This is a genomic window from Janibacter sp. Y6 (genome assembly GCF_040900765.1).
GTDB lineage: Bacteria > Actinomycetota > Actinomycetes > Actinomycetales > Dermatophilaceae > Marihabitans > Marihabitans melonis.
In genome coordinates this window covers 351,987-370,545 of the sequence record NZ_JAKLYZ010000003.1, presented here as the reverse complement: position 1 = coordinate 370,545, position 18,559 = coordinate 351,987, and the positions used below count along the sequence as shown (strand labels likewise).

Sequence of the window (18,559 nt, the reverse complement as noted above, 5' to 3'; positions counted from 1 at the left end):
ATGACGTCCGACGAGCAGCGCACCGAGCAGATCATCACGACCCTGGCGGACGCCTTCGAGGACCTCCAGCGCACCGACCCCGCCGCCTTCCGGGTGAAGTACCGCAAGATGGCCCGGGACCCGCACGCCTTCTACCGGGGCACCGCGTGCCTGTTCTTCCACGACGTCACGCAGCGCGACGACGACTGGGCCGACGAGCGCGCGTCCGCCGTGTGGATCCACGGCGACCTCCACGTCGAGAACTTCGGCACCTACCTCGACTCCGACGGCCGGATGGTCTTCGACGTCAACGACTTCGACGAGGCCTACCTCGGCAGCTTCACGTGGGACCTCATGCGCTTCGCGTCCTCGCTCGCCCTGCTCGGCTGGCAGAAGGCGCTGCCGGACGACGAGATCCGACGGCTCATCGGCCGCTACCTGCGCGCCTACCTCGCCCAGGTCGACCACTACGCCGGCACCGAACGCGAGGACTTCTCGCTCCACCTCGACAACACCGAGGGCCCGGTGCGCGACGCGCTCGTCGTCGCCCGGATGACCGAGCGCTCCGAGCTGCTCGACTCGATGACGCACCGGGTCGACGGGGTGCGGATGTTCGCGGAGGGCACCGGGGCACGCCCGCTCGGCCAGCGGGAGCGGGCGAAGGTCATGCGCGCCTTCGAGCGCTACCTCGAGACGATCCCGGAGCACAAGAAGATCGACCGCGAGCTCTTCTACGAGGTGCGCGACGTCATCGGGCGCTCCGGCTTCGGCATCGGCAGCGCCGGGCTGCCGGCGTACACCGTGCTCGTCGAGGGCACCAGCCAGGCGCTCGACAACGACGTCCTGCTGTCGATGAAGCAGGCCAACGTGCCGGCGCTCAGCCGCTTCGTCGACACGGCGCGGATCGACGCCTACTTCGAGCACGAGGGCCACCGCACGGTCGTCAGCCAGCGCGCGCTGCAGGCCCACACCGACCCCCTCCTCGGCCACACGGAGATGGACGGCGTCGGCTACGTCGTCAGCGAGGTCTCGCCCTACGAGGTCGACCTCGACTGGGCCGAGCTCACCGAGCCCTCGCAGATGGCCGCCGTCGTCGACCTCCTCGGCCGCGCGACGGCGAAGATCCACTGCGCCGCCGACGAGGACAGCGACCAGGACCTCGTCGACTTCCAGGTCGAGGAGGCGATCATCGCCTCGCTCGACGGCCGTCGGCGGGCCTTCGGGGGCTTCCTCGCGGACTTCGCCGTCGAGTACGCGCAGGAGGTGCGGCGCGACCACGCGCTCTTCGTCAACGCCTTCCGCGAGGGCCGGATCGGGATCTCCGCGACCTGAGCCGGGCAACCCTGGACGTCCGCAGGTCGCACCTCCCACGAGCGGCCGCGCTGTCGGTGCCCGGTGGCAGGCTGTCCCTGCCATGACAGCCGACCCCGCCCCCGCCGAGGACGTCCTCGACCTCTTCTCGCCCGCGACGCGTGCCTGGTTCTCCACGAGCTTCGCCGGGCCGACGACCGCGCAGGAGGGCGCGTGGCGCGCCATCAGCAGCGGCGCGCACGCGCTCGTCGTCGCCCCGACCGGCTCGGGCAAGACGCTGTCCGCCTTCTTGTGGGCCCTCGACCGGCTCGTCGCCACCGAGCCCCCGGCCGAGCGGCTCGCCCGCTGCCGGGTCCTCTACGTCTCGCCGCTCAAGGCGCTCGCCGTCGACGTCGAGCGCAACCTGCGCTCCCCGCTCGTCGGCATCGGCCACGCCGCGACCCGGCTCGGGCTCGAGGCCCCGCAGGTCGGCGTCTCGGTGCGCTCCGGCGACACCCCGGCCAACGAGCGACGCGCCTTCGCCCGGACCCCCACGGACGTCCTCATCACGACGCCCGAGTCGCTCTTCCTCATGCTCACCTCGGCCGCACGCGAGGCGCTCGTCGGGGTCGAGACGATCATCATCGACGAGATCCACGCCCTCGCCGGCACCAAGCGGGGGGCCCACCTCGCCCTGTCGCTCGAACGGTTGGACGCGCTGCTGCCGCAGCCCGCGCAGCGCATCGGCCTGTCCGCCACGGTGCGCCCGGTCGAGGAGATCGCCCGCTACCTCGCGGGCGGTCGCCCCGTCGACGTCGTGGCACCCCCGTCGACGAAGCAGTGGGACCTCGACGTCGTCGTGCCCGTGCCCGACCTCGCCGACCTCGGTCAGGAGGTCGAGGACCTCAGCGGCCCGGCGAGCGGCCAGGTCGCCCGCACCTCCATCTGGCCGCACGTCGAGGAGCAGGTCGTCGACCTCGTCACCTCGCACGACTCGACCCTCGTCTTCGTCAACAGCCGACGGCTCGCCGAGCGCCTGACGACCCGGCTCAACGAGATCCACGCCGAGCGGCTCGAGGCGGCGGCGCTCGACGACGACGCCCCGGCTCCTGCCGAGGGCGAGCCCGCCCGCCCGACCGGGCCGACCGCCCAGGTCATGGCGCAGGCCGGCACGTCGAGCGGCGCACCGGCGATCCTCGCGCGGGCCCACCACGGGTCCGTGAGCAAGGAGCAGCGCGACGAGATCGAGGAGGACCTCAAGGCAGGCCGCCTGCCCTGCGTCGTCGCGACGTCGAGCCTCGAGCTCGGCATCGACATGGGCGCCATCGACCTCGTCGTGCAGATCGAGTCACCGCCGTCGGTGGCGTCGGGCCTGCAGCGGGTCGGGCGCGCCGGCCACCAGGTCGGGGCGGTGAGCCACGGCGTCGTCATGCCGAAGTTCCGCGGTGACCTCGTCCAGGCGACCGTCGTCGTCGAGCGCATGCGTCAGGGGGCGATCGAGTCCATCGCCGTGCCCGCCAACCCGCTCGACGTGCTCGCCCAGCAGGTCGTCGCCATGTGCGCGCTCGACGACTGGTCGGTCGAGGACCTCGGTGCGCTCGTGCGGCGAGCCGCCCCCTTCGCCTCGCTGCCCGACCCCGTCCTCACCGCGACCCTCGACATGCTCGCCGGCGCCTACCCCTCCGAGGACTTCGCCGAGCTGCGCCCGCGCGTCGTCTGGGACCGCGTCGCCGGCACCCTCACCGGCCGGCGGGGCGCCCAGCGCCTCGCCGTGACGAGCGGTGGCACGATCCCCGACCGCGGGCTCTTCGGCGTCTTCCTCGCCACCGGCGAGGGCCCGGGCCGCCGCGTCGGCGAGCTCGACGAGGAGATGGTCTACGAGTCGCGGGTCGGCGACGTCTTCACCCTCGGCACGTCGTCGTGGCGGGTCGAGGACATCACCCACGACCGGGTGCTCGTGAGCCCGGCGCCGGGGCAGCCGGGCAAGCTCCCCTTCTGGCACGGCGACCAGCTCGGCCGGCCCGCCGAGCTCGGCGCAGCCCTCGGCGCGACGGTGCGCGAGCTCGTCGCCCTCTCCCCCGAGGCCGCCCGCGAGCGCCTCAGCGCCTCCGGGCTCGACACCTGGGCGGTCGAGAACCTCCTGGCCTACCTCGGCGAGCAGCGCGAGGCGACCCGGCACGTCCCCGACGACCGCACGATCGTCGTCGAGCGCTTCCGCGACGAGATCGGCGACTGGCGGGTCGCGGTGCTCTCCCCCTTCGGCGGGCAGGTGCACGCGCCGTGGGCGCTGGCCATCTCCGCCCGGATGCGCGAGCGCTTCGGGGTCGAGGTCCAGGCGATGCACGGCGACGACGGGATCGTGCTGCGCCTGCCGGACCTCGAGTTCGACGACGGCGCGGCCATCGGCTCCGAGCTGCTCGACCTCGTCACCGTCGAGCCGTCGATGGTCCTGCCCGTCGTCACCGAGCAGGTGGGCGGCTCGGCACTCTTCGCCTCGCGCTTCCGCGAGTGCGCCGCCCGCGCCCTGCTGCTCCCCCGGCGCCGGCCCGACCGGCGCCAGCCGCTGTGGCAGCAGCGCCAGCGGGCCGCCTCGCTGCTCGAGGTCGCCAGCCGCTACCCGAGCTTCCCGATCATCCTCGAGACCGTGCGCGAGGTGCTCCAGGACGTCTACGACGTGCCGGGTCTCGTGCGTCTCATGGAGGGCATCGACCGCCGCGAGATCACCCTCGTCGAGCTCGAGAGCCCCCGTCCCTCCCCCTTCGCCGCGTCGCTGATGTTCGGCTACGTCGCGCAGTTCCTCTACGAGGGCGACTCCCCGCTCGCCGAGCGACGGGCCGCCGCGCTCACGCTCGACCCGGCCCTGCTCGCCGACCTGCTCGGGCAGGGCGAGCAGCTCTCGCTCGCGGACCTGCTCGACGTCGAGGCGGTCCAGCGCACCCAGGGCGAGCTGCAGCGCCTCGCCGAGGGCCGCCGCGCCCGTGACGGCGAGGACGTCGCCGACCTCGTGCGCACCCTCGGCCCCATCACCGTCGACGACCTCGTGGCGCGCTCGGTCGACGAGCTCGACGAGACCGCCGTGCGCGCCGCCCTCGAAGAGCTGCGGGCCAGCCGGCAGGTCATCGCCGTGCAGGTCGCCGGCCAAGAACGGTGGGCCGTCGTCGAGGACGCCGGGCGGCTGCGCGACGCCCTCGGCGTCCCGCTGCCCGTCGGGGTGCCCCAGGTCTTCCTCGAGCCGGTCGCCGACCCGCTCGGCGACCTCCTGTCCCGCTACGCCCGGACCCACACCCCCTTCGCCGCGACCGAGGCAGCAGCCTGGCTCGGGATCGGCGCCGCCGTCGCCCGCGACGGGCTGCGCCGGCTCGTGCAGTCCGGGCGGGTCGTCGAGGGCGACCTGCGTCCGGCCGAGCTCGGCGGGGGTGGCGGGAGCGACTTCTGCGACGCCGAGGTGCTGCGGCTGCTGCGGCGCCGCTCGCTGGCCGCGCTGCGCCACGAGGTCGAGCCGGTCGCCCCCGAGCAGCTCGCCGTCTTCGTGCCCGCGTGGCAGGGGGTCGGGGCGACGATGCGCGGCGAGGACGGTCTCGTGCGCGTCGTCGAGCAGCTCGGCGGGGTGCGCCTGCCGGCCTCCGCGCTCGAGTCGCTCGTCCTGCCCTCGCGGGTCGCCGACTACACCCCGGGCATGCTCGACTCCCTCGTCGCGACCGGCGAGGTCGTCTGGGCCGGTCACGGGAGCCTGCCGGGCGACGACGGCTGGGTCTCGCTGCACCTGACCGACACGGCGCACCTCACCCTGCCGGCGCCCGACCGCGAGGGCCTCTCCCCCGCCCACGAGTCGGTGCTCGAGGCGCTCGACGGCGGCGGGTCCTTCCTCTTCCGCCGGCTGAGCGACGAGGTCGCCTCGACCGACGACGAGGCCCTCGCCGACGTCCTGTGGGACCTCGTGTGGCGCGGGCTCGTCACCGGCGACACCGCCGCCCCGGTCCGCGGTCTGCTCGCCGGGGGGCGCTCGGCTCACAAGACGACCCGCCGGCCGGTGGCGCGCACGCGGTACGGCCGGCGCACGAGCCTGGGCCGGGCCGCGATGCCGGCCCGCAGCGGCCCGCCGCGGGTCGCCGGGCGGTGGTCGCTGCTGCCCGAGGCCACGAGCGACGCCACGGTGCGCACCCACGCCTTCGCCGAGGGCCTGCTCGACCGGCACGGCGTGCTCACCCGGGGGGCCGTGCAGTCCGAGTCGGTGCCCGGGGGCTTCGCGGCCATCCACCGGGTGCTCTCCGCCGCCGAGGAGGCCGGGCAGGTGCGCCGCGGCTACTTCGTCGAGGGGCTCGGTGGCTCGCAGTTCGCCCTGCCGGGTGCGGTCGACCAGGTGCGCTCGGCCAGCGGCCGCGGGCAGACCTGGGTCCTCGCCGCCACCGACCCCGCCAACCCCTACGGCGCCGCGCTGCCCTGGCCGCCCTCAGAGCGCGAGGGCAGCCACCAGCCGGGCCGCAAGGCCGGGGCGCTCGTCGTCCTCGTCGACGGCCGGCTCGTCCTCTACGTCGAGCGCGGCGGTCGCACGCTGCTGTCCTGGACCGACGACCCCGAGCCGCTCGCCGCCGCAGCCCAAGGCCTGGCCGGAGCCGTGACGAAGGGGGCGCTCGGCCGCCTCACCGTGCAGAAGGCCGACGGTCAGCAGCTCCTCGGCAGCGACCACCCGCTCGGTCAGGCCCTCGAGGACGCCGGCTTCACCGCCACGCCCCGAGGGCTGCGTCTGCGGCAGCGGCCCCGTGCCTGAGGGCGACACGCTGCGCCGGACGGCCCAGCGGCTCCACCAGGCCCTCGCCGGCGACCCGCTCGAGCGGGTCGACCTGCGCTGGGGGTCGCTCGACGGTGCGGCGCTCGTCGGCTCCCGGACCCTCGAGGTCGTCAGCCACGGCAAGCGTCTGCTCCACCGGGTCGAGGGCGGGTGGACGATCCACTCGCACCTGCGGATGGAGGGGCAGTGGCGGGTCGAGGGGCTCGACTCGCCCCAAGGACGCCGCGCGCTGGCCAACCCGCAGACGCGCGCCGTGCTCGACGGCGCCCGGTGGCGAGCGGTCGGCCTGCGTCTCGGCGAGCTCGACCTCGTGCGCACCCGCGACGAGGGCACGCTCGTCGGTCATCTCGGGCCGGACGTCCTCGCCGACCCGCTCGACCTCGACGAGGTCGTCCGCCGGCTCGAGGGCGACCCGCGGCCGATCGCCGAGGCGCTGCTCGACCAGCGCGTCGTCAGCGGGATCGGCACCTTCTGGGCCAGCGAGATCCTCTTCGTGCGACGGGTGCACCCGTGGCGCCCGGCCCGCGACGTGGGCGCCGACGAGCTCAGCCAGATCATCAACCGTGTCGCGCGCCTCATGCAGCGCGCCGTCGTCACCGGGGTGCAGGGCTCGACCGGCGAGACGCGGCGCGGTCACGAGTCGTACGTCCACGCCCGCTCGGGTCGGCCGTGCCGCCGCTGCGGCGACACGATCCGTGTGGCGATGGCCGGTCGGGCGGGTCAGGAGCGCACGATCTTCTCCTGCCCGACGTGCCAGGGCGGGCTCGCCCCGACCGACGACGGTCGACGCCAGGCCCCCTTAGGACCACGCGGACGTCGCTGAGGGGACCGCGGACGTCGCTGAGAGAGCTCGCTCAGGCGGCGGAGGCGGAGACGCCACCGCCGACGCGCAGCGGCACAGGAGCGCTGGCGTGCTCGGCCCGGCCGACCCGGGTCGCCACCTCGGCGAGGACCTCGGACAGCGGCATGCCGAGCGCGACGCAGACCGAGGAGAGGAGCTCAGAGCTCGCCTCCTTCTCGCCGCGCTCGATCTCGGAGAGGTAGCCCAGCGAGATCGAGGCGTCGGCGGAGATCTGGCGCAGGGTGCGGCCCTGGGTGGTCCGGGCCTCGCGCAGGACCTCACCGAGCTCTTCGCGCAGCAGGATCACGACCGGCCCTCCTCTCGCTCGACGTGCGGCTGTGGTGCTGACCCCACCGTACCGCGAGCGTGCGACGACGCCACGGCGAGGAGCAGGTCCAGCGCTCCGCGCACGCTCGCCTCGCGCACCTCGGCGCGGCCGCCCGGCAGGTCGAGCCGGCGCAGGTGCACCTCCTCGCCCCAGGCGCACGCGAGGTGCACGGTGCCGGCGGGGTGACCCTCGCTTGGCCCGGGACCGGCGACCCCGGTCGTCGCCAGGGCGACGTCGCACCGCAGGACGCGCTGCGCCCCCTTCGCCATCGCGGCGGCGACGTCCGGGTGGACCGTGCCGACCGCGTCGAGGAGCGAGAGGTCGACGCCGAGCACCTGCGCCTTGACCTCCGCGGCGTACGCGACGACCGCCCCCCGGTGGACGTCCGAGGCGCCCGGCACCGCGACGACCGCCGCCGAGAGCAGACCGCCGGTGAGCGACTCGGCGCAACCCAGCGTCAGCCCGTGCGCGCGCAGCTCGTCGAGCGCTGCCGCCGCGACCGGGTCAGAGGTCATGGGACCTGACGGTCGCGACCGGCCCGGGCGCGCTTCATCGCGGCGCGCTCGCTCGTCTCGCGCAGCGTCAGCGCCTTCATGACGTAGTCGACGGCGGTGGCGATCGTCACGGCGACAGCCGCGGCGAGGATGACGTAGCCGACGACCTCCCACACCCGCGACCACGGCAGGACCCACAGCGGCGCCATGAGGATGAGCAGGGCCTGGGCCTGGAGGAAGGTCTTGACCTTGCCCCCGCGGCTGGCCGGCATGACGCCGTGGCGGATGACGAAGAAGCGCATGAGGGTGATGCCGAGCTCGCGCGCGACGACGACGACGCTCACCCACCACGGGATGACGTCGATGATCGACAGGGTGATGAAGCCGGCCCCGGTGAGGGCCTTGTCGGCGATCGGGTCGGCGACCTTGCCGAAGTTCGTGACGATGCCACGGGCCCGGGCGATGTCGCCGTCGACCCGGTCGGTGACGATCGCGACGGCGAAGACCCCGAAGGCCCACCAGCGCGACGCGGCGTCATCACCGCCGTCGCGCAGCAGCAGCCAGACGAAGACGGGGACGAGCAGGATGCGCAGGACGGTCAGCGCGTTGGGCAGGTTCCACGGGCTCGGCTCGGGTGCGGGCGCGGGGACTGGCGCGGGCGTGCTCATCGCCTGACCCGGGCCACGAGGTCGATCCCCTCGGTGCCCTCGACGACCGCGTCGACGAGGTCACCGACGGCCAGGCCCTCGACCTCGCCGAGCAGGATCGTCTCGCCGTCGACGTCAGGGCCCTGGTGCTCGGCGCGTCCGACGACCTCGAGGTGCCCGTCCTCGTCCTCGACCTGCTCGACGAGGACACGGACGTGCTGCCCGATCCGCTCCTCGGCGCGCTGGGCCGAGAGCTCGTCGACGAGGGTCCGCACTCGCTCGACGCGCTCGGCGACGACGTCGGGGTCGATCTTGCCGTCGAGGCGCTCGCCCTCGGTGCCGTCCTCGTCGGAGTAGCCGAAGACGCCGACGACGTCGAGGCGGGCCGCGACGAGGAAGCGCTCGAGCTCGGCGAGGTCGTCCTCGCTCTCGCCGGGGAAGCCGACGATGACGTTGCTGCGGATGCCCGCCTCGGGCTGGCGCTCCCGGATGCCCTCGACGAGCTCGAGGAAGGCCTGCGTCGAGCCGAATCGGCGCATCCGGCGCAGCAGGGTCGGGCTCGAGTGCTGGAAGGAGATGTCGTACCAGGGCATGACCCCGGGGGTGGCCGCCATCGCCTCGAGGAGGCCGGGACGGATCTCGGCGGGCTGGAGATAGCTGACGCGGACCCGCTCGACGCCCTCGATCTGCGCGAGCTGGGGCATGAGCGCCTGCATGAGGTCGAGCTCGCCGAGGTCTTTGCCGTACGACGTCGAGTTCTCCGAGACGAGGAAGAGCTCGCGCACACCCTGCTGGGCCAGCCAGCGCCCCTCGGCGATGACGTCGGTGGGCCGGCGCGAGACGAAGGAGCCGCGGAAGGTGGGGATCGCGCAGTAGGCGCAGCGCCGGTCGCAGCCCGAGGCGATCTTCAGCGGCGCCCAGGGCCGGTCGTCGAGCCGGGCACGGGGCAGGTCGCGCACAGCGGCGGAGTCTCCACCGGGAGCGGCGGAGATGCCGTCGTCGCCGTGGCCGGGCAGGGCCACCGCGGCCGCGGCGTCGGCACGTTGGAGCGGTGCGAGCGGGAGCAGCGTGCGGCGGTCGCCGGGGACGTGCGCCTCGGGCGGGTGCCCGTCGAGCACGGCGCGCAGGTGCGAGGACATGTCGCGGTAGGAGTCGAAGCCGAGCACGGCGTCGGCCTCGGGCAGCTCCTCGGCGAGCTCGCGGCCGTACCGCTCGGCGAGGCAGCCCACGGCGACGACCGCCTGGGTGCGCCCCGTCTCGCGCAGCTGTCCGGCCTCGAGGACGGCGTCGATCGAGTCCTTCTTCGCCTGCTCGATGAAGCCGCACGTGTTGACGACGGCGACGTCAGCCTGCGAGGCGTCGTCGACGAGCTGCCACCCCTCGGCGGCGAGGCGCCCGGCGAGCTCCTCGGAGTCGACCTCGTTACGGGTGCACCCGAGGGTGACGAGGGCGACGCTGCGAGACGGCTCAGACATGCCCCCCACTCTAGGTCTCGCGCGGAGGGGCTCGGTCAGCGGCGCGCCTTGGCCACGGTGAGCGCGACGAGCCGGGAGATGACCATCGCGACGTACATGACGCCGGTGAGCTGCTCGATGATCGTCACAGCCCGGGCGTGCGGGCGGATCGCCCCGACGTCGGAGAGCCCGACGCTCGTGAGGTTGGCTGCGGAGAAGAAGAGCAGCTCGAGGAACGTGCGACGCGGCCCGGGGACGTGACCGGTGAACGACTCCGGCCAGATGAACTGGACCCCGAGGTAGAGGTAGGCGAAGGCGAAGAGCAGGACGGTGAAGGCCGCGCCCACCGCGAAGAGCTCGTCGCTCGTCACCCAGCTGTCGGAGAAGACGTAGGACACGAGCCCGTACGCGACGTAGAGGTAGAAGGCCGCGAGCCCGAAGTGGCCGACGGCCCCGACGAGGACGTTGTCCGGCGAGAGCACGCTCCACGCCTCGAGCGCCACGCAGGGGACGCCGATGAGCAGCGCCAGCCAGGTGAGCGAGGGCGTCGAGCGTGTGACGAAGGCGGCGATCGTCACCGCGAAGAAGGAGATGACGACGAAGACGAGCCGCCCCCACAGCTGTGCCTCCAGCCACGGCAGCAGCAGGATCGCCAGGAGCTGGATCGCGAGGAGGATCGCCGACGGCTGCTTGCGCAGCACCGCCACCCAGTAGTCCCGGCCGGACAGGGGCTTCTTCGGGGCGTACCAGACCTCGGGCATGACGTCAGCGTAGAGCCGCGGGGGCCCCGGTCAGCGCCCGGTGAGCGACCACGCGTCCTCGTCGTCCTCGTCGTCGTCGACGGGGATGTCCGTGCCGATGGGGTCGACCGCGTAGCGCCCGGTCGGAGGGGTCGGCTGCGGGTCGCGCTCGACGTCGACGACCTCCTCCTCGCCGGCGAAGGGGCGAGGACCCTCGCCTCGGCCCGGCACCTCCTGCGTGTCGTCCGGGGACACCGGGGCGGCGTCCGGCACGTCGTCTCCGCGCATGAGCGCCAGGGTCACCGGCAGCTCGTCGGGCGTGATGAGCACGTCACGGGCCTTGCTGCCCTCGGAGGGGCCGACGACGCCGCGGGACTCGAGCAGGTCCATGAGGCGGCCGGCCTTGGCGAAGCCGACGCGCAGCTTGCGCTGGAGCATCGACGTCGAGCCGAACTGCGTCGTGACGACGAGCTCGGTGGCCTGGAGCAGCACGTCGAGGTCGTCGCCGATGTCCTCGTCGATCTGCTTCTTCGGCGCCTCGACGGCGACGTCCTCGCGGTAGCGCGGGGCGAGCTGGCCGGTGACGTGCTGGACGACCTCGTGGATCTCGGACTCGGTGACCCACGCGCCCTGGACGCGCATCGGCTTGCTCTTGCCCATGGGCAGGAAGAGCGCGTCGCCCTGGCCGAGCAGCTTCTCGGCGCCCGGCTGGTCGAGGACGACCCGGCTGTCGGCGAGCGAGGAGGTCGCGAAGGCCATCCGGCTGGGCACGTTGGCCTTGATGAGGCCCGTGACGACGTCGACGGAGGGCCGCTGGGTCGCCAGCACGAGGTGGATGCCGGCGGCGCGTGCCAGCTGGGTGATGCGCACGATCGAGTCCTCGACGTCGCGCGGCGCGACCATCATGAGGTCGGCGAGCTCGTCGACGATGACGAGCAGGTAGGGGTAGGGCTGGATCGTGCGCTCGCTGCCGGGCAGCGGCTGCACGGTGCCGGCGCGGACCGCCTTGTTGAAGTCGTCGACGTGCTTGAAGCCGAAGGCCGCGAGGTCGTCGTAGCGCATGTCCATCTCCTTCACCACCCACTGGAGGGCCTCGGCGGCCTTCTTCGCGTTGGTGATGATGGGCGTGATGAGGTGCGGGATCCCCTCGTACGCGGTGAGCTCGACGCGCTTGGGGTCGACGAGCACCATGCGCACCTCGTCGGGCGTGGCCCGCATGAGGATCGAGGTGATCATCGAGTTGACGAAGCTCGACTTGCCGGAGCCCGTCGCGCCGGCGACGAGGATGTGGGGCATCTTCGCGAGGTTGGCGATGACGTACCCGCCCTCGACGTCCTTGCCGACACCCATGACCATCGGGTGCTCGTTGGTCCGTGCGACGTCGCTGCGCAGCACGTCGCCGAGGCAGACCATCTCCTTGTCGGCGTTCGGGATCTCGATGCCGATGGCCGACTTGCCCGGGATGGGGCTGAGGATGCGCACGTCGGCCGAGGCCACGGCGTAGGCGATGTTCTTGCTGAGCGCGGTGACGCGCTCGACCTTGACGCCGGGGCCCAGCTCGACGACGTACCGGGTGACGGTGGGGCCGCGGTGGAAGCCGGTGACCTGCGCGTCGATGCCGAACTCGTCGAGGACGTTGGTCAGGGCGTCGACGACCTGGTCGTTGGCGGCGGAGCGCTCCTTGTGCGGCGAGCCGGCCTTGAGCGCCGCCGAGTCGGGCAGCGTGTAGGTGACGTCGCCGGCGAGGGCGAGCTGCTCGACGCGCTGCGGCAGCTGGGTCGTCGGGGGCGGCTGCAACGCGGTCTTGTCCTTGGCGACCGGGGCGACGACGCCGTTGCCGGTCGAGCGCTTCTCGCCGGGGCGCGGGCCCCCCTTCGCCGGGGCCTCCGGGGCGGCGGCCTCCTCTGCCGCGGCGTCCTCGGCCGCCTTCGCGGCGTCGGACTCGGCCTTCGCGGCCCGCCGGCGGCGTGCCTTCTCCGCGGGCGAGACCTGGGCGGCCTGGTCGAAGGCGGTGTCGCCGTCGCGCTCGTCGAGCTCGTCGAAGCGGCGCTTGCGGGCGGCCTGCACGGCACGGGCGGCCGCCGGCGTGCTCTCGACCTCGTCGTGCGGCTGCGGCGGGGCGCCGGTGAAGACGGCCCGCAGGTAGGCGGCCCGGGTGGGGATCTCGTGCAGGGGCGTGCCCGTGACGAGCAGGAGCGAGAAGGTGCCGAGCAGGACGAGGATGATCGCCGTCGGCCACACGGTGAGCCCGGTGGCGAGCGGGTCGGAGGCGAGGAAGCCGACGATGCCGCCGGCGTCGCGCATCGGGCCGGCGCCGTCGGGGGGCTGCGGGATGCCGCGGGCGATGTGCGTCAGACCGCAGACCGACAGCGAGAGCAGGGCCAGGCCGAAGCCGAGCCGGGCGCTCGTCGCGTCGTCGGCGCCGCGCAGCAGGCGCCACCCGGCGAGGACGAGGACGAGCGGGAGGGCGTAGGCGACACGGCCGAAGGTCCCTGCGGCCACGGCGTGCACGAGATCGGCGAGCCCGCCCTGCAGGCCCCACCACTCGACGGCGGCGACGACGACGGCGAGCGCGACGAGGGTGAAGCCGAGACCGTCACGACGGTGCTCGGGCTCGATCTGGCCGGCCTGGTGGCCCACCCGACGGGCACCGGCGCCGGCGGCGCCGGCGACCCCCATCCACGTGCTGCGCACGGCGGCGAGCGGGAGCGGGAGACCGCCCCCCTTCGCCGAGGTCGTGCCCGACCCCTTCGAGCCGGTGCGGCCGGAGGAGCGCGAGGAGGACCGGGCCTTGGTGCCCGTGGACCGCCCCGGGCCCTTGGTCGCGGCCGTGCGACCGGGTGCGCGGGTGGATCCCCCACGCGGGCGCGCGGGGGTGCCGTTACGTGTTGCCATGCTCGCAGGCTAGGCGATCGCCATCCCTTTCACACGTGTCACACGCGCACCAGGGGCCGCCGGTTCCGGGCGAAGGGGGGTGTGGACGGCGCCGGGGAGAGCCACCGGCGCCCGCATACCCTGCGTGCGTGCCCCATGTCCTCGTCGCGCTCGCCGTCGCGCTCGTGGGCATGCCCCTCGCGTGGAGGTGGGGCCGCTCGGGCACCTACCGACGCCCCGACGAGACGGCTCCGCTGCCCGCCCACGGGTGGCTCGTGCCGGCGGTGCCGGCGCTCGCGGCCGCCCTCGTCTGGGTCGCCCGCGACGAGCCGCTCGCCGCCGCGGCGGCGACCGCGCTCCTCGCCCCGGTCGGCCTGCTCCTGCTCGCGGTCGACGCGGACGTCCACCGGCTGCCCAACGCCCTCACGCTCCCCTTCGCGGCCGCCGTCCTCGCGCTCCTCGCCCTCGCCGCGGCGACGTCCGGGCAGTGGGACGACCTGCGCCGGGCGCTCGTCGCCACGGCGGGCGTCGGCGGTGCCTTCGTGCTCGTCAGCCTCGTCCTCGGCTCGCGCGGCATCGGGATGGGCGACGCGAAGCTCGTGCTCGCCCTCGCCCCGCTGCTCGGCTGGTACGGGTGGAGCACCCTCACCATCGGCGTGTACGCGGCCTTCGCGCTCGGCGGTGCCGCTGCGCTCGTGCTCCTCGTGCTGCGCCGGGTGGACCGGGCCACGCACCTCGCCTTCGGCCCCTACCTCGTGCTCGGGGCGGTCCTCGCGCTCCTCGTACGCGCCTGAGCACGCCCCTCCCCCGCCCAGGTCTCAGCAGACAAGACGGGGCCGGACGGGCTCGACGCCGCTCCCCGACCCGCTGCTATCGTCGCGGCCAAGGTCATGAGTGCCAGCGTCAAGCCCCGGCTCGCTGGTCGGCAACCCTCCTCCGCGGTGGGGTGCTCCGGGTGACGACCTGGCCGACGCCAGACGACGCCGGCAAGCGCGGACCCCGGCTGCCCCGAGGTCCCAGACCTCATGGGAGGCATGCCATGTCCACCACCGCTCTCGCCCCGGCCGCTGCGCCGACGCTCCCCCGCCCCGCCGAGCCGACGCTGGCGGCCGTGCACCAGCTGCGACCCCGCCCGAGCGCGCCGTCGACCCCGGCCCTCGTCTCCGACGGGCTCGTCTGCCCGCTCGAGTCCGGCGCCGAGGTGGAGTACGCGAATCTCGACCATGGGGCCTCGACCTCGGCCTTCGTCGCCGTCAAGGCCGCCGTCGACGAGGCGAGCCTCACGTACTCGTCGGTGCACCGCGGCAACGGCTACGCCTCGCGCGTGACGAGCGCGCGCTACGAGCAGGCCCGCGAGGTCGTGGCCCGCTTCGTCGGCGCGCGCGCGGACGACCACGTGATCTTCACGCGCAACACCACCGACTCCTTCAACCTCCTCGCCTCGGTCGTGCCGCAGGACGCGCAGGTCTTCGTCTTCGGCTCCGACCACCACGCGACGATCCTGCCGTGGCGCGCCGAGCAGCTCGTCCGCCTCCCCGTGCCCGCGAGCCCGGCCGAGGCGGTCTCGGTCGTCGACGCGGCGCTGCGGACCTCGCGCGCCGCCGACGCGCTCGTCGTCGTCACCGGCGCGTCGAACGTCACGGGCGAGTACTGGCCGGTCGCGCAGATCGCGACGGTCGCCCGCCGGCACGGCGCCCGGGTCGCGCTCGACGCCGCCCAGCTCGTCCAGCACCGCGCCGTCGACCTCGCGCTCGAGGAGCTCGACTACGTCGCCTTCTCGGGGCACAAGATCTATGCGCCCTACGGCGCCGGCGTGCTCGTCGGGCGCTCGGACTGGCTCGACGCGGCCGAGCCCTACCTCGCCGGGGGCGGTGCGACGGCGGCGGTCTCCGACGAGGACACGACGTGGCAGATCGGTCCCGCCCGCCACGAGGCCGGCAGCCCGAACGTCCTCGGCGCGGTGGCCCTGGCCGTCGCGTGCGAGGTCGTCGAGGAGCACCGTGAGGCCATCGCCGAGCTCGACGAGACGCTCGGGCGGGGCTTGGTCAGCCGGCTCGACGCGATCCCCGGGGTGCAGACGCACTCGATCTTCGGGCCGACGCACGACCGGGCGCCGGTCGTCACCTTCACCGTCGAGGGCCGCTCCGCCGAGGAGGTCTCGCGCCGCCTCTCCGACGAGCACGGCATCGGGGTGCGCGACGGACGCTTCTGCGCCCACGTCCTCGTCGACGCGCTCCTGGCGCGGCAGGGTTCGAGCAGCACGAGCGCGGTCCGCGCGAGCCTGGGCCTGGCGAACTCCCCCGAGCACGTCGACCGGCTCGTCGCCGCGGTCCGCTCCCTCGCCCCGCGGGGCTGACTCCCCCTTCGCCCGCCTCCGGCTACCGACCCGTCTACGACGCGAGCTACCACGCAGTACTGGTCGTGATGACGACCAGTACTGCGTGGTAGCTCGGGGGGTGTGGTAGCTCGAGGGGGTGTGGTAGCTCGGGGGTGCCGGGCGAAGGGGTGAGCCTCAGGCCTCGACGACCGTCGGGATGATCATCGGGCGGCGGCGGATCTTGCCGCCGACCCAGCCGCCGACGGCGCGACGGATGACCTGCTGCAGCTGGTGGGGGTCGGTGACCCCCTTCGCCGTCGCGTCCTGGATCGCCGCGACGATCTTGGGACGGACCTGCTCGAAGATCTCGTCACCCTCGGCGAAGCCGCGGGCGGTGATCTCCGGGCCGGCGAGGATCGCGCCGCTCGAGGAGTTGATGACGACCATGACCGAGATGAAGCCCTCGTCGCGCAGGATGCGGCGGTCCTTGAGCAGGTCCTCGTCGGCCTCGCCCACGCTGCTGCCGTCGACGTAGACGTAGCCGCACGGCACCGCACCGACGACCCGCGCCCGGCCGTCGACGAGGTCGACGACGACGCCGTCCTCGGCGAGCGGGATGTGGTCGGGGTGGACCCCCGTCGCGATCGCGAGGTCACGGTTGGCCACGAGGTGACGCCACTCGCCGTGCACCGGCAGGACGTTCTTGGGCTTGACGATGTTGTAGCAGTAGAGCAGCTCTCCGGCGCTCGCGTGGCCGGAGACGTGGACCCGGTCGGTGCCGCCGCTGTGCACGACGTGGGCGCCCAGGCGCATGAGGCCGTTGATGACCCGCCACACGGAGCCCTCGTTGCCGGGGATCGGCGAGGAGAGCAGCATGATCGTGTCGTCGACGCCGACGTCGATGCGGTGGTCGCGGTTGGCCATGCGGTTGAGGGCAGCCATCGGCTCGCCCTGGCTGCCGGTGCAGATGAGGACGACCTGGTCGTCGGGCAGGTCGCCGAGCTTCTTGACGTCGACGAGCACCCGGTCGGGCACGTGGAGATGACCGAGGTCGGCCGCGATCCCCATGTTGCGGATCATCGAGCGACCGACGAAGGCGACCTTGCGCCCGTTGCGCTCCGCGGCGTCGAGCACCTGCTGGACGCGGTGCACGTGCGAGGAGAAGCACGCGGCGATGATCCGCCGCTCGGCCCCGCGGAAGACCTTGTCGATCGCCGCCGAGATGTCGCGCTCGGGCGCGGTGAATCCCGGGACCGTCGCGTTCGTGCTGTCGGTGAGGAAGAGGTCGACCCCCTCCTCGCCGGCCCGCGCGAAGGCGCGCAGGTCGGTGATCCGGCCGTCGAGCGGCAGCTGGTCCATCTTGAAGTCGCCCGTGTGCAGCAGGGTGCCGCCAGGCGTGCGCACGAAGACGGCGAGCGCGTCGGGGATCGAGTGGTTGACGGCGATGAACTCGCAGTCGAAGTGCCCGAAGACCTCGCGCATGCCCTCGGCGACTCCGAGGGTGTAGGGCTTGATCCGGTGCTCCTTGAGCTTGGCCTCGACGAGCGCGAGGGTGAGCTGCGAGCCGATGAGCGGCAGGTCGGGCTTGAGACGCAGCAGGTAGGGCACGGCGCCGATGTGGTCCTCGTGCCCGTGGGTGAGGATCACCGCCTGGATGTCGTCGAGCCGGTCCTCGATGTACTCGAAGTCCGGGAGGATGAGGTCGACACCGGGCTGGTGGTCGTCGGGGAAGAGGACCCCGCAGTCGATGATCAGCAGCTGGCCGTCGTGCTCGACGACGGTCATATTGCGCCCGATCTCGCCGAGGCCGCCGAGCGGGACGACCCGCACGGCACCCTTCGCGAGCGGGGCGGGGATGTCGAGCTCGGGGTGCGGGTGGCTCATGCGACCTTCTCTGCGTGCGTGGCGGCGAGACCGGCTCGCAGGATGTCGAGGTGCTCCGGGGGGCTCTCGACGAGCGGCAGACGCACGGTCGCGTGCTCGATGACCCCGATCTCGGCGAGCGCGGCCTTGGCCATGATCGCCCCCTGCGAGGTCGTCATGATCGCGTCGACGACAGGGACGAGCCGGTCCTGGATCTCGCGGGCGCGCACGAGGTCGCCGGCGGCGACCGCCTCGACGAGCGCGGCGTGCTCGCGGCCGGTGACGTGACCGACGACGGAGACGACGCCGACGGCGCCGAGCGCGAGCAGCGGGAGGTTGAGCGCGTCCTCGCCCGAGTACCAGAGGTAGTCGGTCGCGGCCATGACGCGGATCGAGGCGGCGAGGTCCCCCTTCGCGTCCTTGACCGCGACGATCCGGTCGTGGCCCGCGAGCTCGACGAGGGTCTCGGTGGCGAAGGGGACGGCGGTGCGGCCGGGGATGTCGTAGAGCATGATCGGCAGCTCGGTCGAGTCCGCCACCGCCGTGCAGTGCGCGATGAGACCCGGCTGGGTCGGCTTGTTGTAGTACGGCGAGACGAGCAGGAGCGAGTCGGCCCCGGCCTCGGCGGCGCGGGCCGCCATCTCGATGCTGTGCGCGGTGGAGTTCGAGCCGACGCCCGCGACGACGGCGAGCCGGTCACCGACCTCGTCGACAACCATCCGCACGACCTCGATGCTCTCGTCGGAGGTGAGGGTGGCCGACTCACCGGTCGTGCCGTTGACGACGACGCCGTCATGACCGGTGTCGGCGAGGTGGCGGGCGACCGCCCGCACTCCCCCTTCGTCGACCGCGCCATCTGGCGTCATCGGCGTCACCATCGCTGTGAGGACGTGGCCGAAGGGGGTGGTGTCAGGCATACCTCGAGGGTATCGCGGCGGACGCC

13 protein-coding genes and 1 riboswitch are annotated in these 18,559 nt (G+C 73.6%); of the genes, 5 read left to right on the top strand and 8 right to left on the bottom strand.

The window, feature by feature from the left end; all coding sequences use genetic code 11:
- From L6241_RS09335 to L6241_RS09325, 3 genes are all read left to right on the top strand, one after another.
- On the top strand, positions 1 to 1,311 hold the full coding sequence (locus L6241_RS09335) for a DUF2252 domain-containing protein (protein WP_368245895.1): 1,311 nt from the start codon (positions 1 to 3) through the stop codon (positions 1,309 to 1,311).
- Between the two features lie 82 nt (positions 1,312 to 1,393).
- Positions 1,394 to 6,037, top strand: a complete 4,644-nt coding sequence (locus L6241_RS09330; RefSeq protein WP_368245894.1) for an ATP-dependent helicase — start codon at positions 1,394 to 1,396, stop codon at positions 6,035 to 6,037.
- Positions 6,030 to 6,881 carry a DNA-formamidopyrimidine glycosylase family protein gene (locus tag L6241_RS09325; protein ID WP_251719413.1) on the top strand — a complete coding sequence of 284 codons (852 nt, stop codon included), beginning with the start codon at positions 6,030 to 6,032 and terminating at the stop codon, positions 6,879 to 6,881. Before L6241_RS09330 ends, L6241_RS09325 begins: the two co-directional genes overlap by 8 nt.
- Positions 6,882 to 6,912: 31 nt before the next feature.
- On the opposite strand, the gene L6241_RS09320 is transcribed toward L6241_RS09325, so the two are convergent.
- From L6241_RS09320 to L6241_RS09295, 6 genes are read right to left on the bottom strand one after another with little or no spacing between them, the layout of a single operon-like run.
- Positions 6,913 to 7,206 (bottom strand): helix-turn-helix domain-containing protein, encoded by a 294-nt coding sequence (locus L6241_RS09320; protein ID WP_191563238.1) that lies wholly within the window; start codon positions 7,204 to 7,206, stop codon positions 6,913 to 6,915.
- Complete coding sequence (locus tag L6241_RS09315) at positions 7,203 to 7,742, bottom strand: CinA family protein (RefSeq protein ID WP_251719412.1); 540 nt, start codon at positions 7,740 to 7,742, stop codon at positions 7,203 to 7,205. Before L6241_RS09315 ends, L6241_RS09320 begins: the two co-directional genes overlap by 4 nt.
- A complete protein-coding gene (gene pgsA, locus L6241_RS09310) occupies positions 7,739 to 8,389 on the bottom strand; it encodes a CDP-diacylglycerol--glycerol-3-phosphate 3-phosphatidyltransferase (protein WP_201466296.1) in 651 nt (216 codons plus the stop codon). The genes L6241_RS09315 and pgsA overlap by 4 nt, the downstream gene beginning before the upstream one ends.
- Positions 8,386 to 9,843: a 30S ribosomal protein S12 methylthiotransferase RimO gene (gene rimO / locus L6241_RS09305; protein ID WP_368245892.1), complete on the bottom strand. Its 1,458-nt coding sequence runs from the start codon at positions 9,841 to 9,843 to the stop codon at positions 8,386 to 8,388. The genes pgsA and rimO overlap by 4 nt, the downstream gene beginning before the upstream one ends.
- A gap of 35 nt (positions 9,844 to 9,878) precedes the next feature.
- Complete coding sequence (locus L6241_RS09300; RefSeq protein ID WP_368245891.1) at positions 9,879 to 10,583, bottom strand: ion channel; 705 nt, start codon at positions 10,581 to 10,583, stop codon at positions 9,879 to 9,881.
- Between the two features lie 30 nt (positions 10,584 to 10,613).
- Entirely contained in the window at positions 10,614 to 13,457 is a 2,844-nt protein-coding gene (locus L6241_RS09295) for a DNA translocase FtsK 4TM domain-containing protein (RefSeq protein ID WP_368245890.1), read from the bottom strand.
- Positions 13,458 to 13,585: 128 nt separating this feature from the next.
- Here L6241_RS09295 and L6241_RS09290 point away from each other — a divergent pair, with 128 nt between their 5' ends.
- Together L6241_RS09290 and L6241_RS09285 are read left to right on the top strand one after the other, a co-directional pair.
- Positions 13,586 to 14,230 (top strand): prepilin peptidase, encoded by a 645-nt coding sequence (locus tag L6241_RS09290; RefSeq protein WP_368245889.1) that lies wholly within the window; start codon positions 13,586 to 13,588, stop codon positions 14,228 to 14,230.
- Positions 14,231 to 14,322: 92 nt separating this feature from the next.
- A riboswitch (SAM riboswitch) is annotated at positions 14,323 to 14,435 on the top strand.
- 40 nt (positions 14,436 to 14,475) lie between these two features.
- The gene (locus L6241_RS09285) at positions 14,476 to 15,792 is read left to right on the top strand and encodes an aminotransferase class V-fold PLP-dependent enzyme (RefSeq protein WP_368245887.1); all 1,317 of its coding nucleotides are present in this window, start codon (positions 14,476 to 14,478) and stop codon (positions 15,790 to 15,792) included.
- Between the two features lie 156 nt (positions 15,793 to 15,948).
- Here L6241_RS09285 and L6241_RS09280 read toward each other — a convergent pair whose 3' ends face one another.
- A complete protein-coding gene (locus L6241_RS09280) occupies positions 15,949 to 17,637 on the bottom strand; it encodes a ribonuclease J (RefSeq protein WP_368245886.1) in 1,689 nt (562 codons plus the stop codon).
- On the bottom strand, positions 17,634 to 18,533 hold the full coding sequence (gene dapA / locus L6241_RS09275) for a 4-hydroxy-tetrahydrodipicolinate synthase (protein ID WP_368245885.1): 900 nt from the start codon (positions 18,531 to 18,533) through the stop codon (positions 17,634 to 17,636). The genes L6241_RS09280 and dapA overlap by 4 nt, the downstream gene beginning before the upstream one ends.
- Positions 18,534 to 18,559: the final 26 nt, after the last annotated feature.

Excerpts from the sequence above, each read along its gene's own strand:
- L6241_RS09330 (WP_368245894.1), top strand. The coding sequence starts at position 1,394 with ATGACAGCCGACCCCGCCCCCGCCGAGGACGTCCTCGACCTCTTCTCG.
- L6241_RS09280 (WP_368245886.1), bottom strand. The coding sequence starts at position 17,637 with ATGAGCCACCCGCACCCCGAGCTCGACATCCCCGCCCCGCTCGCGAAG.
- L6241_RS09335 (WP_368245895.1), top strand. The coding sequence starts at position 1 with ATGACGTCCGACGAGCAGCGCACCGAGCAGATCATCACGACCCTGGCG.
- dapA (WP_368245885.1), bottom strand. The coding sequence starts at position 18,533 with ATGCCTGACACCACCCCCTTCGGCCACGTCCTCACAGCGATGGTGACG.
- L6241_RS09285 (WP_368245887.1), top strand. The coding sequence starts at position 14,476 with ATGTCCACCACCGCTCTCGCCCCGGCCGCTGCGCCGACGCTCCCCCGC.
- rimO (WP_368245892.1), bottom strand. The coding sequence starts at position 9,843 with ATGTCTGAGCCGTCTCGCAGCGTCGCCCTCGTCACCCTCGGGTGCACC.
- pgsA (WP_201466296.1), bottom strand. The coding sequence starts at position 8,389 with ATGAGCACGCCCGCGCCAGTCCCCGCGCCCGCACCCGAGCCGAGCCCG.
- L6241_RS09295 (WP_368245890.1), bottom strand. The coding sequence starts at position 13,457 with ATGGCAACACGTAACGGCACCCCCGCGCGCCCGCGTGGGGGATCCACC.
- L6241_RS09315 (WP_251719412.1), bottom strand. The coding sequence starts at position 7,742 with ATGACCTCTGACCCGGTCGCGGCGGCAGCGCTCGACGAGCTGCGCGCG.
- L6241_RS09300 (WP_368245891.1), bottom strand. The coding sequence starts at position 10,583 with ATGCCCGAGGTCTGGTACGCCCCGAAGAAGCCCCTGTCCGGCCGGGAC.